Raw genomic sequence first — 14,626 nt, forward strand, 5'->3', positions numbered from 1 at the left:
ACCCATCACGCAGGCCGTGGCGCTGCTTGTTAGCCTCTTTTTAACCCCCAATAATATGATGATGCAAGTCATGTTTTGTTGTGGCCGCCTTTTTCTGCAACCTTTTGGGTAAGCGCGGCCTGTCAAACCCCTTATAAATAGCTGTTGCATAATGCGGGCAAATCAGACCTGATGATCGCGTCGGAAGCGTTCATCTCCCTCAGGAGACGTATGGACCGGCAGGAGGAGCATGCACATGATGCACAAAGACATTCAGGCACTCGAACATGCGGCTAGAACCGCCATGGCGGGCAATGATGATCCGCTGCCGGCTCCGCAGCGCGCGCTGAAACCAGCCCATGTTGGCCTTGCCTTTCTCATGATCGCTGGCGCGGCCTATCTGTTTCTCGTCTGATACTGTCTGACCAAGCGTCACCGCGACAGCCCACGCCTTGTTTTAACCAGCGCCTTCCACGGCCCTGCCTGTTTACCATGACGCATAAGAAGTGGCGCGCGGCGTTGCCGCGATTGGCTATTGCGTGCAACCATTGGTGACGAAAAGCGTTGTTACAACGACAATCCGTTATGACAGGAGGCCAGACATGGCGCGTGCATCCGCGAAGACGAGCAAGATCGAAGAAAAGATCGAGGAAGCGTTGACCGATTCGACGACCGATGACCTGCAGACGCAGGTTGAGCAGTTGAAGGAAGACATCGCAGCCATCGCAGCGACACTCGCCAATCTTGGCAACCAGACCGTCCGCGATGCCAAGCGCAGCGCGAAGGAAACCTATAAGAGCGCCTATCTGCAAGGCGGCGATGTTGTCGATGAGTTGTGCAACAAGGCGCAGGATCTGGAAGCGCAATTGACGTCCACCGTGCGTGAACGTCCGATCACGTCGCTCGCGACCGCGCTCGGCATTGGCTATCTGCTCGCTCTTCTTTCCCGCCGCTGAGGCGTCCCATGCTTAAAGCTTTGGCCCCCATACTGACCGCGCTGGCTGGCGAGGAAGTGAAATTCGCCGTCAGTCAGACGCGACGTGCAGCAATTTTCGGTGTGGCGATTGCCATCTTTGGCATCATCACAGTCACATTTCTCTGTGTCGCCGCCTTCCTTGCGCTCGCGCAGGCCTATGGCGGTCCGCTCGCCGCGCTGATTCTCGCCGCGATTTCGTTGATTCTGGCGCTGCTCGTTCTCGCTGTTCTGAAAATTCAGGCGGCAGCAGAGGCCAAAAAGCGCAAGCAGCGGATCGAAGCCGACAAGTCGGCCATGATGGCGACAGCCGCACTGGCGACGGTCCCTTCGATCCTGAAGCGCCCCATATTGGCAGCAGCCCTGCCGCTGGCAGGCATCGCATTGGTATCGCTGCTTTCGGACAAGAAGAAGCGCCCGCCAAAGGCCTGATAAAAGCGCGATGAATTATAAAAAACACCGGACCCCGTTCCGGTGTTTTTCTGTTTTCGACAGGAGTTCTTTTTACTGCGCGGCCGCGTCCGTGCTATCCACCAGCGAGGCCAGACGTACCGATACGCGTGACCCACGCCGACCCTCCGCCTCACCATAGACCGGCTTTTCACCAAACTGCATGCAAAGCTGCTCGACCACCAGCGTGCCGAGACCATTCTTGTCGCCTGGCTTGGCAGCGCCTTCCGCGCCCCAGCCGACACCATCATCTTCCACCGCCAGAACAGGCACACCATCCGTATCCGCCTGGAAACTGACGGAAATCTGTCCACCCGGTCGGCCCTTGAAAGCATGTTTGATGGCGTTGGTAACCAGCTCGCCGACAATGATCCCGATGGTCGTCACATCGCGAGCCTTCAGATCGAGCTGCGCAAAATTCGTCACGATCTCTATCTGGCGATCCTGACCGATGGCATTGCGGATATCATTGACCACCGTGGTCAGAAACTCGTCAACGCGGGCGGTTTCCATGTCTTCGCCCAATCGCAAGCGCCGGTGAGCCGTCGAAACTGTCTGAACCCGGTCACGCGCTGCCGAAAGCGCCTCGCGCGCATCTTCGCTGCGCGCTTGCCGCATCTGCAAACCCAGCAGTGACGAAACCGTGGCCAGAGAATTGCCGATACGATGGTTGGTGTCCTGAAGCAGAAGCTCGACGCGATAACGCTCTCGCTCCGCGATCCGACGCTCTTCCTCTAGCTCGGCCGTGCGTTCGCGTACCCGCTGTTCGAGAATCTCGTTTTCAGACCGAAGCGCCGTCTGACCTTCGAACATAGTGCGCGCATAACGCTGCACGCGGCTGAAAAGAAGCCAGCCCAGCACTGCCGCCGAAGCCAGCGCCACGATGGATGTCGCCGTCATCCAGTAGCGCATGCGGTTGATGCGCTCATTGCGCTCGGCAAGCTGCTTTTCTTCCACATCGATGAAGTCGGACACCGTGGTGGACAGTTGGTCCATCAGGGCCTTGCCTTCGTCGCTGCGCACCCGCTCCATCGCGGCTGCGATATTGCCCGACGACGCCAGCTCCACCGTTTCACGGACATCCGCCTCTTCCCGCTCGATCAGGGCACGAATCTGCTTCACCCGCGCATCCTGCAACGGATTGGGACCCGACAAGGCCTCCAGATCGGTCAAGGTCTGATCGACGGACAGGATCGAATTGCGGTAGAGGTCGAGATGCGCCTCATCCAGGGTCAGAAGATAGCCGCGACGGCTCATCTCAATGTTGTTGGCCAGCCGCGCAACCTTGTCCACCTGCTGGCGCAGGGCATAATTGCGGGAAATATCAATAACCTGATGTGTAACGCTTGATGAAAGAAACAGCGTCATCACAGCCGAGAGCAGCACAAGTCCGAGTGAGACGATAACCGCAATCGGTTTCGGCGAAGATTGAAGCAATCTCTGCAACAAGGGTGATGGCAAAACGCGCCCCAATACAAATTGATGACCCACCTCTGATAGCAAATATCAGTGGCGGCTAACCTTCAAGTGGTTGGAGCAAAAAACTGTCATTGCGAGCAAAAATAAATGTCGCGGGATGGCGGCATCGGGGCTTTAAAGCCAAAATGGCACACAAATAAGTGCGTGTCTTCAATGACCTCGGTCCCCCGAGGGGGACCAGGCTCTAAGCTCTTGTTCGAACCGCATTTTTGTACTGCCGGATCAAATCGTCCGGCAGCAAGATGCGCTAGGCAAAACTTCTCAGGGTGACGCGAGACGAATCCGCATCGGGGCCATAATCGCCTTCACCCTCGATCTTGAGGATTTCCTGAAGGCGGGTCCGCGCACGGCTGACACGGCTTTTGATTGTGCCGACAGCGCAACCGCAAATCTCCGCCGCTTCTTCATAAGCAAAGCCTGAAGCGCCGATCAGAATGATCGCTTCGCGCTGATCATCCGGCAATTGCTCCAGAGCCGCACGGAAATCCTGAAGGTCGAGCATACCATATTGCGACGGATGCACGGCGAGCTGTTCGCTGAATACGCCGTCCGTATCCTGCACTTCGCGTCCGCGCTTGCGCATCTGGGTGTAGAATTCATTGCGCAGGATGGTGAAGAGCCAGGCCTTCATATTGGTACCCATCTCGAAGGTTTCCTGTTTGGCCCAGGCCTTCATGATGGTGTCCTGCACCAGATCGTCCGCCTTGTCATGCTGACCAATCAGCGACACGGCAAACGCACGCAGGCTTGGCAACGAAGCCAAAAGCTCGCGCTTGAACTGCGCCCCCTGCGGACCCTCATGCTGGGGCCCCTGCGGGGCATTGCCATCAACCGACGGACCGGGTGCTCTGTCCACGCATACTCTCCTGTTCAGCCTGATCGAGTTTTTCGAGAAGATCGAGAAAACGGTCCGGGATCGTCTCATCTTGAATCGAGGCGTATAACGCCTTGAGTTTCAATCCGACTTCACAATTGGGTCCTAATATGTCCTTCGGGACGCGCCGCGATACTGTGGCGCCATTCGTATGAAGGTTATCTTTTTCTGTCATATTCTATCGTTCTAGGCGGTGAGCCCTGTCCTGTTTGTTACAAAGCTTCTGTTGGACGGGGAATGCACCAGCCCCAGGAAAGTTCCCAAAATTATGCCGTCACTTCGGAACTTTTTTCAAGCGGCATCGTTGTTGTCCGTAATGCCGCGCCCGATTGCGTGATGATCGCGCTTGACCAAACGCTGGTTTAAGCCGGTTATTCCAGCCGGATTCATACGAATGTAAAACAAGGCGGCAGATGAGGAGTTCCATTATCATGACGTTATCGACGCGTATCGCGCCGCACCTTCCCTATCTTCGTCGTTTCTCCCGTGCCCTCACCGGTTCGCAGGCATCAGGCGATGCCTATGTGGCTGCGGCGCTCGAAGCCCTGATCGCGGATGTGAGCATTTTTCCGGATACATCGTCGGACCGCATCGGGCTCTACCGCCTGTTTAGCGACCTTTATAAGACCGCATCGATTCGTGTACCGGAACAATCATCGGAGATCGGCTGGGAACAGCGGGCAAACCGCAATCTCGCCCATATCGCACCTCTCCCGCGCCAGGCTTTCCTGCTGGTTGCCGTGGAAGGCTTCAACGACAAGGAAGCCGCGGAGGTTCTCAATGTCGACGATGCCGAACTGGGTCGTCTTCTTTCCTCTGCATCGACGGATATCTCGCGTCAGGTCGCAACCCGCCTGATGATCATCGAGGATGAACCGCTGATCGCCATGGACATCGAGCAGATGGTCGAAAGCCTCGGCCACGAGGTCGTTGGCATCGCCCGCACAAAGGATGAGGCGGTTGCGCTTTATGAAAAAGAAAAGCCGCGCATGGTTCTGGCCGATATCCAGCTTGCCGATGGCAGCTCGGGCATCGACGCTGTGAACGAGATTTTGAAGGATGATACGATCCCTGTCATCTTTATCACTGCCTTTCCGGAACGCCTGCTCACCGGCGAACGCCCTGAGCCGACCTTCCTCGTTACCAAGCCGTTCAATCCTGACATGGTGAAGGCGCTAATCAGTCAGGCACTGTTTTTCGAAGAGGCCTCTCAAGTCGCGGCCTGATATCGGTCGGCAATCAACAAGTTCGGTGAATTTGACCGTCTCCGGGAGAAGGAAAATCCCCTCTCCCCGGAGCGGATTTTATTTCCCAACTTGCAACCTTAAGGCAAAACCGCCTTCAACCTTAGATTATTCCTTTTTAAACGCTGGCAGGAACCGAATGCATAGCAAAGACGTTTATTCCTCACATACAGAAGAGGAGATTGGATATGCTTTACTACGCGCTCGTATTTCTCGTCGTGGCTCTGGTCGCAGGTGCGCTGGGCTTTGGCGGCATTGCCGGGGCATCGGCGGGTATCGCTCAGATTCTATTCTTCGTGTTCCTCGCCCTGCTCGTGGTGTCGCTGATCGCTTCGGCAATCCGCAAGGCTTGATGAACCGACGAAAGGTCCAGCTGAAAACTGGTCCGTTTCTGGCCGCAAACCGGCCGTACCGATATGATCAACAGCATACCGTCGCGCGAAATTGCGCGGCGGTTTGTTTTCTGAAGCGAAATGAGCCCCGCCGCACAGATCTTCAGTCAAGACACGCCATCCGGGCCAATCGACAGTCATCGAGACTATAATGAGCGCATCAGACCTGCCATTACGCGAAGCCGAACCGGATGCAGCCCGTCTGCGCGCGCTCCTTCGGGCTGTTCGTAACAGCAATGTCTGCGTACTCTATCAACGCCCCGATCTGGCCTATGCGTGGGGCGAAAATCTTCCATCCTATTGGCAAAAAACCTGGAAAGCCGGCGGCACCGATGAGGATTTCATCGTTTCCACGTCATTGGCCAAATTGAAAGCTGCCAAGCAAACTGCGCTTGAAACCATGACAGCGCAAAATGTCGAACTTTCCATCATGGATGGCAACAAGATCCACTGGATCGAATTGCATATCGATTGTGACCGCGATACAGACGGCAATCTGCTCGGTCTGGTAACAACGGCGCTTGAAATCAGCGAGCTGAAACGTCGCGAGCAGGTGTTGAAAACCCTGTTGCGCGAAGTCAGCCACCGGTCCAAGAACATGCTGGCCATCGTGCAGAGCATCGCCAGCCAGACGGCACGTTTCACCGATACGATCGATGATTTTCTGCTGAAATTCCGCGGACGCATCCAGTCACTGTCCTATTCGCAGGATCTGGTGACCGATTCCAACTGGCGCGGCGCGCTCTTCCGCGAGCTTGTCCATTCCCAAGTGGAAAAATATATCGATGTCACAGATGAACGCCTGAGTCTCGAGGGCGACAATCCGTATCTGTTCCCCGGTGCAGCACTTCATGTGGGCCTCGCGCTCCATGAACTCGTGGTCAACGCCACATCGTTTGGCGGGCTTTCCATACCTTACGGCCGTGTGGCGATCTCCGCGCATGTTATCCGGGCTGAAAACGAAGAAGAGAAGCTGGTTTTTCGGTGGGAAGAAACCAATCCGGCCATGCCGGAAGTCTACCAGCACGACCCGCGATTCGGCAGCGCGGTCCTGCAGCGTATTGTCCCCGCCTCGGTCAACGGGCAAGCACAATACCGAATCGATGGCACCGGCGCAGTCTATTCACTGACCATCCCTGCCGAACAATTCGATTCCTGAATTTCCAATCCGCCGTTTCGACCAAATAAAAGCCGCCATGGGCGAACCATGACGGCTTATTAAAATGAGCGAGACGCCTGCTGGCACAACGGTTCACCGTTTGCGCGGCGTTCACGCCGTCCACCCTTTGGGGGAGTTGGGGCGAACTGTGAAGACCGTGTTGGGGGGCGGGGTCACGACCTTCATGCATCAAGAACGCGACCACCGAAAATTGGTTCCGTCAGGATTTTATTTTTTTGCAATAAAGTTCAAGACGGTGATGAACGATCTCATAGCCGAGCGACCGGGCGATTTCTTCCTGCAATTTTTCAATCTTGTCGGAGCGAAATTCGACCACGTCGCCCGAATCCATATCGATGATATGGTCGTGATGCGCGGCGCTTGCCTGTTCGAAACGCGAAGGACCTCCGGCGAAAGCGTGACGGTGGATCGCGCCGCGCTCTTCCAGAAGTTTCATGGTGCGATAAACGGTCGACAGCGAAATGCTGCTATCGATCTCGACCGCCCTGCGGAAAATCTCCAGCGCATCCGGATGGTCTTCCGTTTCGGTCAGAATGTTCAGGATAATCCTGCGCGGGCGCGTTATGCGCACACCGGCCTGTCGCAGTTCCTGTTCGTAATCGGGCTTCTTATATCGTTCGCTCATGCCCCGATTATGCACCTTCACGCCGCCAGTTGCAAATTTTCGCAACTGGAATAAAACCGATCTCCCCAACCCATTTTACCCCTACTCTTTGGCACCCCACGCAGAAACAACTTACTGAGCACCTTGCAATTTAAACTTGAGTATGAGAGACAACTTTTCGCATTTCGGGCGCGAAGGGGCTACCATGTACTGGTTCAATGTTGGGCTGACGTCATTTTTCGTCATGGTCATTCTGCCAGCTGTCATATTGCTGGTTGTTGAAGAATTGCGCGGCAAGGAATAGCTCCACCAGAGCGCGTTCACATTCAGACGGACCTGCGTCGAACCGCTGCTGTTGCTGCAGTTTGAGCCCATCGGAAAACTATGTCGGAAATGACTGGTACGCCCAAGGGGAATCGAACCCCTGTTTGCGCCGTGAGAGGGCGCCGTCCTAACCGCTAGACGATGGGCGCATAGGGTCTGTTGTTGGCTGATATAATCGCCCTTACAGAAAAGCGCAATCCGGGAATGTAAAAAGGCGGCCACTGGCCGCCTGTTTAAATGTGCAATGCACCCCGATCTTACTCGACGCTGCCAAGCTTGATGCGGCCGATCACGCGGGATTCGCGATAATCGTAAATGATGAGTTCAGTGCCGCCGTCGGGCAAAAGCGTTTCCAGCGAAAGCTGATCGCCGGACAAGCTCTGCGACAGGAGGCGCGTGCCCGGAACGAGGTTGATCTGCGACTCGATCAGCTTCGGCGGTTCCGGCTTCACAGGCTGCGCTGCGGCCTGACCTGGAATATCCGAGCGCGCTTCCTGCGTGGCAGGGGTTTCGGGCGCGCGATTGATCTTGTAGACAACGGCGGCGAGCACGGCCATAAGACCGATCAGCATAACGCCGATGGAAACGGCCAGAAGCCGGATCATCTTGCGGCGCACACGTTCCATAGCCGGATCAAGCACTGGCTCGGACGGTTGTTCGTCCTGATAATAGCCCTGCTGATAGTCCTGATATCCTGAATCCTGCTGATTCTGGTATCGCGGATAGTGTGGATCCTGCATTAAATGACTCCGGTTCATGCACCCGTGGCGCGTGATAACGAAGGGAAGAGACAATTGAAAGAACTAATTGCCGACACTGATGCTGCGGGCAAAAGATTGGACCAGTGGCTGGCCGCAGCATTAGGGCCGGAACTCTCCCGCAGTCGCGTTCAGTCCCTGATTGCCGAAGGTCATGTGACCATCGACGGTGAACCTGCTCGTGAAACCAAGCAGAAGCTGCGCGAAGGCATGAAGATCGCCATCGTGCTGCCCGAGCCTGAACCTGCCGAACCGCAAGGCGAGAACATTCCCCTCGATATTCTTTACGAGGACGATGATCTCATCGTGATCAACAAGCCTGCTGGTCTTGTCGTTCACCCCGGCAACGGCAATTGGACGGGAACGCTTGTCAATGCCCTTATATATCATTGTGGCGATAGCTTGTCCGGCATAGGCGGAATCCGCCGTCCGGGCATTGTTCACCGTCTCGACAAGGATACGAGCGGCGTCATGGTCGTGGCGAAGAATGACCGTTCGCATCGGCATTTGAGCGAGCAATTTGCCGACCATGGCCGCACCGGCGATCTGGAGCGCGCTTATCTCGCCCTCGTCTGGGGCATGACCGAACGCCCGCAGGGCGTCATCGATGCGCACCTCGGACGCTCGCATCGCGACCGCACAAAGCAGGCCGTGGTGAATGAAGAGCGCGAAGACGCGCGCCACGCCGTCACCCATTACACGACGATGGAGAAATTCGGCCCTCGAGAGGATGCCACTGCGCTGGCTTCTCTGGTGGAGTGCCGTCTTGAAACCGGCCGCACGCACCAGATTCGCGTCCATATGGCCCATATTGGCCATCCGCTGGTCGGCGACATGGATTATGGCAGCGCCTACAAGACCAAGGCGAACAAACTACCGGAACCGCTGAAGGAGGCGGTAAACGGCTTTCACAGGCAGGCGCTTCACGCCTGGCTTCTCGCCTTCACGCATCCCGCAACCGATGAATTGATGCGATTTGAAGCGCCGGTGCCCGAAGATATGGAGCACCTACTGGAAAATTTCCGCGCGCACTCCATATAATACTGTCAGGTCTCCCGGTTCTTCCTCGCATCGCAGTGCGTGTAAACATGGACTTTGAAGCGAACTGGAAAACCGGCCAACACCAATCCGGGTGCAGTTGATGTCAAAACTGCGCCTGGATCGTCAGAAACAGTCAAATCCAGCGCGCTTTACAAAATGCGTCTGCAACTTTTCACGCAGACCAGCGTTCACATTGCAGTGACAGATTGTTTCATGAGTTAAAGGATCGTGTTTTCGCCAAAATCATGCCTATATATGGAGGCTCGCGTGAGGGAAGTGCAGGAGGCAGCCCCCGCGACAGGTTCGCCAAATGGGAACCTGAAATTATAAAGGAGGGTGCTCTATGGCCCAGATGAATCTCCCGAGCATTACGTCCGGCGACGGTGGCCTTACCCGTTATCTGGAAGAAATTCGCCGTTTTCCGATGCTTGAGCCGCAAGAAGAATATATGCTGGCCAAGCGTTATCATGAACATGCCGATCCGAAAGCCGCCCACAAGCTGGTGACGAGCCATCTGCGTCTCGTGGCGAAGATCGCCATGGGGTATCGCGGCTATGGCCTGCCCATTGGCGAGGTCATTTCCGAGGGCAATGTCGGCCTGATGCAGGCCGTCAAGCGTTTCGAACCGGAACGCGGTTTCCGTCTTGCCACCTATGCCATGTGGTGGATCAAGGCTTCGATCCAGGAATATATCCTGCGCTCGTGGAGCCTTGTGAAGATGGGCACGACCGCCAACCAGAAGCGCCTGTTCTTCAATCTGCGCAAGATGAAGAGCAAGATCCAGGCGCTCGATGATGGCGATCTCCGCCCGGATCAGGTCAAGCAGATCGCGACGAAGCTGAATGTCAGCGAAGACGAAGTGGTTTCCATGAACCGCCGTCTGTCGGGTGACGCCTCGCTCAATGCGCCCCTGCGTGCGAGCGAAGGTGAATCCGGCGAATGGCAGGACTGGCTGGTCGATGACAGCAACAGCCAGGAACAGGTTCTGATCGAACAGGACGAGCTGGAAAACCGCCGCTCGATGCTTGAACAGGCCATGGACACGCTGAATGATCGCGAGCGTCGTATCTTCGAAGCCCGCCGCCTTTCCGACGATCCGATGACGCTGGAAGACCTTTCCAGTGAATTCGGCATCAGCCGCGAACGCGTGCGTCAGATCGAAGTTCGTGCCTTTGAAAAAGTGCAGGCTGCCGTCAAGGCTGCCGCATTCAAGCAGCAAAAGGCACTGAACCACGTCGAACCTGCTCACGCTTAAAGCCTGAACAAACTGAACTTTTTTCTGCCGCAGGTTGCCTGAAGCACCCTGCGGCAGACTTGTTTCTGGACGAGGCTATTCCCCCGCCTCCCCGGTCTCGAGCGCAAATCCCTCATCGATCCAGCCGGTTATCCCGCCAGCCATGACCTTGACCGGTCTGCCAAGGTTGGCAAGCCGTACCGCACCACGCGCCGCGCCATTGCAATGCGGCCCCGCGCAATAGGTGACAAACACCGTCTCTTGCGGCCATTCCGCCATTTTCGAACCGATAATCTTGCCATGCGGCAGGTTGATCGCGCCCGGAATATGCCCTTTTGCAAACAGGCTCGGGCCGCGCACGTCGAGCAGCACGAAATCTGCACTCTTTGAAAGCGCATCATGCACATCCCAGCAATCCGTCTCGAAGGCGAATTGCGCGGCAAAATGTTCACGCGCCACCGCACTTGGTGCAGCTTCTATGGCAGTAACGGCGGATTTGGCCGCAGTCTTCCTAGCAATGGTCATGGCGATCTCCTGTTGTATTCGCCGTACTTTTCGCTCGAATAACCTCGCACTTGCAATTGGCGCGATTGACAATATACGTAAAGATCATGACAAACCTGAAACCTCATCTCACCGGCCCGCTGGTCGTAGCTCTTCTCTACGACGGCCTCTGCACATTCGAATTCGGCATCGTCGCCGAAATCTTCGGCTTGTCGCGCCCGGAAATGGGACCGGACTGGTACCGTTTTGCCAGCTGCCCGATTGAGGACGGCCCCCTGCGCGCGCATGGCGGCTTCGTCATCACGCCGGACCATGGGCCGGAACTGATCGACGAGGCCGACATCATTATCGTGCCAGGCTGGAAAGGCGCGGATATTCCCGTGCCCGAAGCGATCTGCGAAAGACTGCGGCGCGCGCATCAACGTGGCGCGCGACTGGCTTCGATCTGTTCCGGCGCATTCGTGCTGACAGCGACAGGTCTGCTCGATGGAGGGGAAGCCACGACCCATTGGCGCTATGCGCAAGCCTTGCGCGACAGGCACCCGAGTGTCGCGGTCGATGATGCATCGCTCTATCGCGAGCATGATCGCATTTTGACTTCTGCCGGAAGTGCCGCCGGGATGGACCTGCTGATCGAAATCGTGCGGCAGGACTTTGGACCTGTGGCTGCCAATTCCGTCGCCCGCCGTCTGGTCATGCCAGCCCATCGCACGGGCGGACAGGCACAGTTTCTCGAAAGACCCGTGGCCAAACGCGAAGGCACCGAAATCAGTCCCCTCCTCGACCGGATCCGAAGCAACCTCGCCTCGGAATGGACCATCGAACGGATGGCCAGCGAATGCCGTATGAGCGCCCGCACTTTTCTGCGGCGTTTTGCGGAGGCGACCGCCACCACACCCGGCGACTGGCTGGTTGCCGAACGGGTGACGACCGCCAAGCAACTGCTCTGCCAGAGCCCGGCCAATGTGGACGATATCGCCGCTTCCGTGGGCTTTGGCAGCGCATACACGCTGCGCCATCATTTCCGGCAGAAGATCGGCATCAGCCCCGTGGAATATCGCAGGCGGTTTCTCGCGGAACCGTCATCCAACCGCAACAAAAGCTTCAAATAACTGCAATGGAAGGCCTTTAGGCACAAAGCGTGTTTCACCGATGCCTAAAGGACATCCCATGAAAAAGCTCCTGCTTGCCGCAGCCCTCGCCTTGACCGCTGCCACTGCCGCATCTGCTTCCGACTATGTTTCCTATCTCGACTATCCGCAGAAGGAACAGGACGGGAAGGAATTCTTCACGGCCATCGAAATCCCACAGGGCAGCTTCACCAAATACGAAATCGACGACAAGACCGGCCATATCGTTGTTGACCGTTATCAGTCGATGCCTGTTGTCTATCCGGCCAATTACGGCTCGATCACCAGCACGTTTGCAGGCGACGGCGATCCGCTTGATGCGCTCGTTTACACGCGTGAGCCGATCGTACCGGGCGCCATCATCAAGGTTCGTCCGATTGGCGTACTGAAGATGATCGACGGCGGCGAACAGGATGACAAGATCGTAGCCGTACCGACTTCGGATATCGATCCGACCTACGATAATATCAAGGAAATCGGCGACCTGCCGCAGATCGAGCAGCAGCGTCTGCAGGCTTTCTTCCGCGTCTACAAGCAGCTCCCAGAAGGGCGCAAAACTGTGGAGTTGAATGGTTTCGATAAAGCTGAAGCCGCACAGAATGAAGTTGCCGGAGCCATCAAGGCTTTCGCGGAAAAGAACAAGAAATAAGCAGTTATTTTCTAGGAAGCATCGCGAGAACTTCGGGATGTCCCCATCTGCAAACAAAAAGGCCGCTCACGCGGCCTTTTTTCATTGTAATAACGGTACTTTAGTTGGCGCCCAGAACGTCGGTGAAGGCTTTCTCGCCCGGAACACCCTTTTCAAGGCTGATGAGCGCGCGGCGACCATTGCGATAGGATACCGGAATATCGATCCATTGCAGACGGCGCATCAGCGACAAATTTGTGTCCTGCGCCGTGCGGGCATCGTTGAGCCAGATGATGAAGAAATTATCCGCGATCTTGGATGGAACCGCGATCAACGGATTGCCCGCCGCCTGCTCCGTATCCTTGAAGGTGATGCGCTGGACATTGTCGATCACGCCGCCCGAGAAGCCTTCCGGTACGGTGAATACCATTTCTATCAGATGGCTGGCCGGAATAGACTGATCCGTATTCTTGCGGATCGTCATTTTCAGCTCAACATTGCTTGTCGGCATCGTCACCGTGCCGCGCACCGCCGGTTCTTCCGGCTGACCGTCACCCGGGCTTTCCTGAATGACCGACCAGACAACGTTACCCTTTTCTACCGAACCGGATTCCGTGCCGCCGCGCTCTTCATAAAGCAACGCCTGCTGGCCGACAGCCACAGCCTGCTGCGAAGCCGGCGTCTGTTCGCCCGGCGTCGCCGGAGCGCCAGATTGCGAGCCAGCTTGAGAACCGGAAGGCGTAGACGCAGCCGTGGACTTGCCTTCGCCGAGACCAGCCGCACCGCCAGCCGGACCTTCATCGGTCTCGCTGCCATCCGGCATCAAACGCTGGGTAAGTTTCTGCTCGCCAGCCGGTTGCTGCGTCTGCTGTTCAGCAGGTGGGGTGGCGTCATTGTCTGCCGCATGGCTATCAGCCGGAGGCGGTGTCTGGGCTTGCGGTGTCGCATTGCTGTCGCCGCCGCTCGCAGCCGGGGTCGACGGCGCATCGTTGCGCCCGAGGCTCGATGCGAGTTCCTGAATCTTGTCCTTGTTGGCCCAGACGCCATAACCAGCGCCGCCCAGAACAAGCAGAGCAACAAGACCGGCGATCAGGCCTTTATAGGAGCGTTTTTCCTTGACGGTGCTGCGCTCGATATACTCACTGCGGCGCGCTTGCGCCTTTTCCTTGGCACGGTCGATTTTCCAGTCGCCGCTGCGTTCTGCGCTGAACGAGGCATTTTCATCATGCTCGGACGCGCGCGCCAGACGCTCTGCCGCTGGTGCAGCCGTAAAAGTGCTGTCGTCATCGTCCTCGTGATGAGCACGCGACGCGCTTACACCCTGATTCGCTTCCTGCAGAAAATCTTCCAGCGCATCATTGACCGGATCAGGGGCTGCTGCTGCAGCAGCGGGAGGCGCATAAAAGGCTTCGACTTCGGCAATCGCGTCTTCGAGAATATTGCGCTGGCGTACCGCCACAGCTTGCGAGGCATTTGCCGTCACAAGCTTCTGCTCGATCGTTGCGCGCGCCTTCGCGTAAACGCGCTGGCGCAATTCAGGCGATTTGTCCGCCTGCGCATCGATCGTCTTTTTCAGTACAGCTACAAAATCCGCCATTCCGTCTTACCCGGTTTATCGCCCGTTCAGATACCACAAGCACTGGATGCAATTAAATGTCCCAATAATCACAATAATCAAGGGAAAGCAAAGTGTCTGGCAGTAATTAAGCGAAGCTTTTCAAAACGATGAGGCGAAATAGCGGCAGATTTGACAAAGCTTGGAGCATTTTCTGGCCAATCTGAACCACCGGACACCACTGCAACGCTCAAAAACTGAAAACCCGAAGCAGTTT

Annotated in this window: 17 protein-coding genes and 1 tRNA gene; 10 read left to right on the forward strand and 8 right to left on the reverse strand. The window is 56.5% G+C overall.

The window, feature by feature from the left end; genetic code table 11:
• Positions 1–235: 235 nt before the first annotated feature.
• From FHW03_RS16515 to FHW03_RS16525, 3 genes are all read left to right on the forward strand, one after another.
• A complete protein-coding gene (locus tag FHW03_RS16515) occupies positions 236–394 on the forward strand; it encodes a hypothetical protein (protein WP_167836095.1) in 159 nt (52 codons plus the stop codon).
• 187 nt (positions 395–581) lie between these two features.
• Positions 582–935: a DUF883 family protein gene (locus FHW03_RS16520; RefSeq protein WP_182521646.1), complete on the forward strand. Its 354-nt coding sequence runs from the start codon at positions 582–584 to the stop codon at positions 933–935.
• 8 nt (positions 936–943) lie between these two features.
• On the forward strand, positions 944–1,384 hold the full coding sequence (locus FHW03_RS16525; protein ID WP_182521647.1) for a phage holin family protein: 441 nt from the start codon (positions 944–946) through the stop codon (positions 1,382–1,384).
• A gap of 72 nt (positions 1,385–1,456) precedes the next feature.
• On the opposite strand, the gene FHW03_RS16530 is transcribed toward FHW03_RS16525, so the two are convergent.
• The 3 genes from FHW03_RS16530 to FHW03_RS16540 all read right to left on the reverse strand — a co-directional run bounded on the left by FHW03_RS16530 (position 1,457) and on the right by FHW03_RS16540 (position 3,930).
• Entirely contained in the window at positions 1,457–2,863 is a 1,407-nt protein-coding gene (locus FHW03_RS16530; RefSeq protein WP_182521648.1) for a CHASE3 domain-containing protein, read from the reverse strand.
• Between the two features lie 265 nt (positions 2,864–3,128).
• Positions 3,129–3,737 carry an RNA polymerase sigma factor gene (locus FHW03_RS16535; RefSeq protein WP_377515037.1) on the reverse strand — a complete coding sequence of 203 codons (609 nt, stop codon included), beginning with the start codon at positions 3,735–3,737 and terminating at the stop codon, positions 3,129–3,131.
• Positions 3,709–3,930 carry a NepR family anti-sigma factor gene (locus FHW03_RS16540; protein ID WP_182521649.1) on the reverse strand — a complete coding sequence of 74 codons (222 nt, stop codon included), beginning with the start codon at positions 3,928–3,930 and terminating at the stop codon, positions 3,709–3,711. The genes FHW03_RS16535 and FHW03_RS16540 overlap by 29 nt, the downstream gene beginning before the upstream one ends.
• A gap of 256 nt (positions 3,931–4,186) precedes the next feature.
• On the opposite strand from FHW03_RS16540, the gene FHW03_RS16545 reads away from it, so the two are divergent.
• The 3 genes from FHW03_RS16545 to FHW03_RS16555 all read left to right on the forward strand — a co-directional run bounded on the left by FHW03_RS16545 (position 4,187) and on the right by FHW03_RS16555 (position 6,550).
• Positions 4,187–4,981 carry a response regulator gene (locus FHW03_RS16545; RefSeq protein ID WP_182521650.1) on the forward strand — a complete coding sequence of 265 codons (795 nt, stop codon included), beginning with the start codon at positions 4,187–4,189 and terminating at the stop codon, positions 4,979–4,981.
• 206 nt (positions 4,982–5,187) lie between these two features.
• Positions 5,188–5,352 (forward strand): DUF1328 domain-containing protein, encoded by a 165-nt coding sequence (locus FHW03_RS16550; protein ID WP_007876538.1) that lies wholly within the window; start codon positions 5,188–5,190, stop codon positions 5,350–5,352.
• A gap of 190 nt (positions 5,353–5,542) precedes the next feature.
• The gene (locus FHW03_RS16555) at positions 5,543–6,550 is read left to right on the forward strand and encodes a sensor histidine kinase (protein WP_182521651.1); all 1,008 of its coding nucleotides are present in this window, start codon (positions 5,543–5,545) and stop codon (positions 6,548–6,550) included.
• Positions 6,551–6,770: 220 nt separating this feature from the next.
• Here the strand turns inward: FHW03_RS16555 and FHW03_RS16560 are convergent, their stop codons facing one another.
• The 3 genes from FHW03_RS16560 to FHW03_RS16570 all read right to left on the reverse strand — a co-directional run bounded on the left by FHW03_RS16560 (position 6,771) and on the right by FHW03_RS16570 (position 8,239).
• A complete protein-coding gene (locus tag FHW03_RS16560; RefSeq protein ID WP_182521652.1) occupies positions 6,771–7,196 on the reverse strand; it encodes a Fur family transcriptional regulator in 426 nt (141 codons plus the stop codon).
• A gap of 377 nt (positions 7,197–7,573) precedes the next feature.
• Positions 7,574–7,648 (reverse strand) — tRNA-Glu (locus FHW03_RS16565).
• A gap of 108 nt (positions 7,649–7,756) precedes the next feature.
• Positions 7,757–8,239: a hypothetical protein gene (locus FHW03_RS16570; protein ID WP_078339460.1), complete on the reverse strand. Its 483-nt coding sequence runs from the start codon at positions 8,237–8,239 to the stop codon at positions 7,757–7,759.
• Positions 8,240–8,242: 3 nt separating this feature from the next.
• Between FHW03_RS16570 and FHW03_RS16575 the strand changes: the two genes are divergently transcribed.
• On the forward strand, positions 8,243–9,298 hold the full coding sequence (locus FHW03_RS16575) for an RluA family pseudouridine synthase (RefSeq protein WP_182521653.1): 1,056 nt from the start codon (positions 8,243–8,245) through the stop codon (positions 9,296–9,298).
• 343 nt (positions 9,299–9,641) lie between these two features.
• Positions 9,642–10,553, forward strand: a complete 912-nt coding sequence (gene rpoH / locus FHW03_RS16580) for an RNA polymerase sigma factor RpoH (protein ID WP_182521654.1) — start codon at positions 9,642–9,644, stop codon at positions 10,551–10,553.
• A gap of 75 nt (positions 10,554–10,628) precedes the next feature.
• Here rpoH and FHW03_RS16585 read toward each other — a convergent pair whose 3' ends face one another.
• Positions 10,629–11,057 carry a rhodanese-like domain-containing protein gene (locus FHW03_RS16585; RefSeq protein ID WP_182521655.1) on the reverse strand — a complete coding sequence of 143 codons (429 nt, stop codon included), beginning with the start codon at positions 11,055–11,057 and terminating at the stop codon, positions 10,629–10,631.
• An 86-nt stretch (positions 11,058–11,143) separates the two neighbouring features.
• Here FHW03_RS16585 and ftrA point away from each other — a divergent pair, with 86 nt between their 5' ends.
• Positions 11,144–12,148, forward strand: a complete 1,005-nt coding sequence (ftrA, locus tag FHW03_RS16590; RefSeq protein WP_182521656.1) for a transcriptional regulator FtrA — start codon at positions 11,144–11,146, stop codon at positions 12,146–12,148.
• Between the two features lie 58 nt (positions 12,149–12,206).
• Positions 12,207–12,815 carry an inorganic diphosphatase gene (locus tag FHW03_RS16595; protein WP_182521657.1) on the forward strand — a complete coding sequence of 203 codons (609 nt, stop codon included), beginning with the start codon at positions 12,207–12,209 and terminating at the stop codon, positions 12,813–12,815.
• 100 nt (positions 12,816–12,915) lie between these two features.
• On the opposite strand, the gene FHW03_RS16600 is transcribed toward FHW03_RS16595, so the two are convergent.
• Entirely contained in the window at positions 12,916–14,391 is a 1,476-nt protein-coding gene (locus FHW03_RS16600; RefSeq protein ID WP_182521658.1) for a transcriptional regulator, read from the reverse strand.
• Positions 14,392–14,626 lie beyond the last annotated feature (235 nt).

This window comes from Ochrobactrum sp. RH2CCR150 (genome assembly GCA_014138095.1).
GTDB lineage: Bacteria > Pseudomonadota > Alphaproteobacteria > Rhizobiales > Rhizobiaceae > Brucella > Brucella gambitense.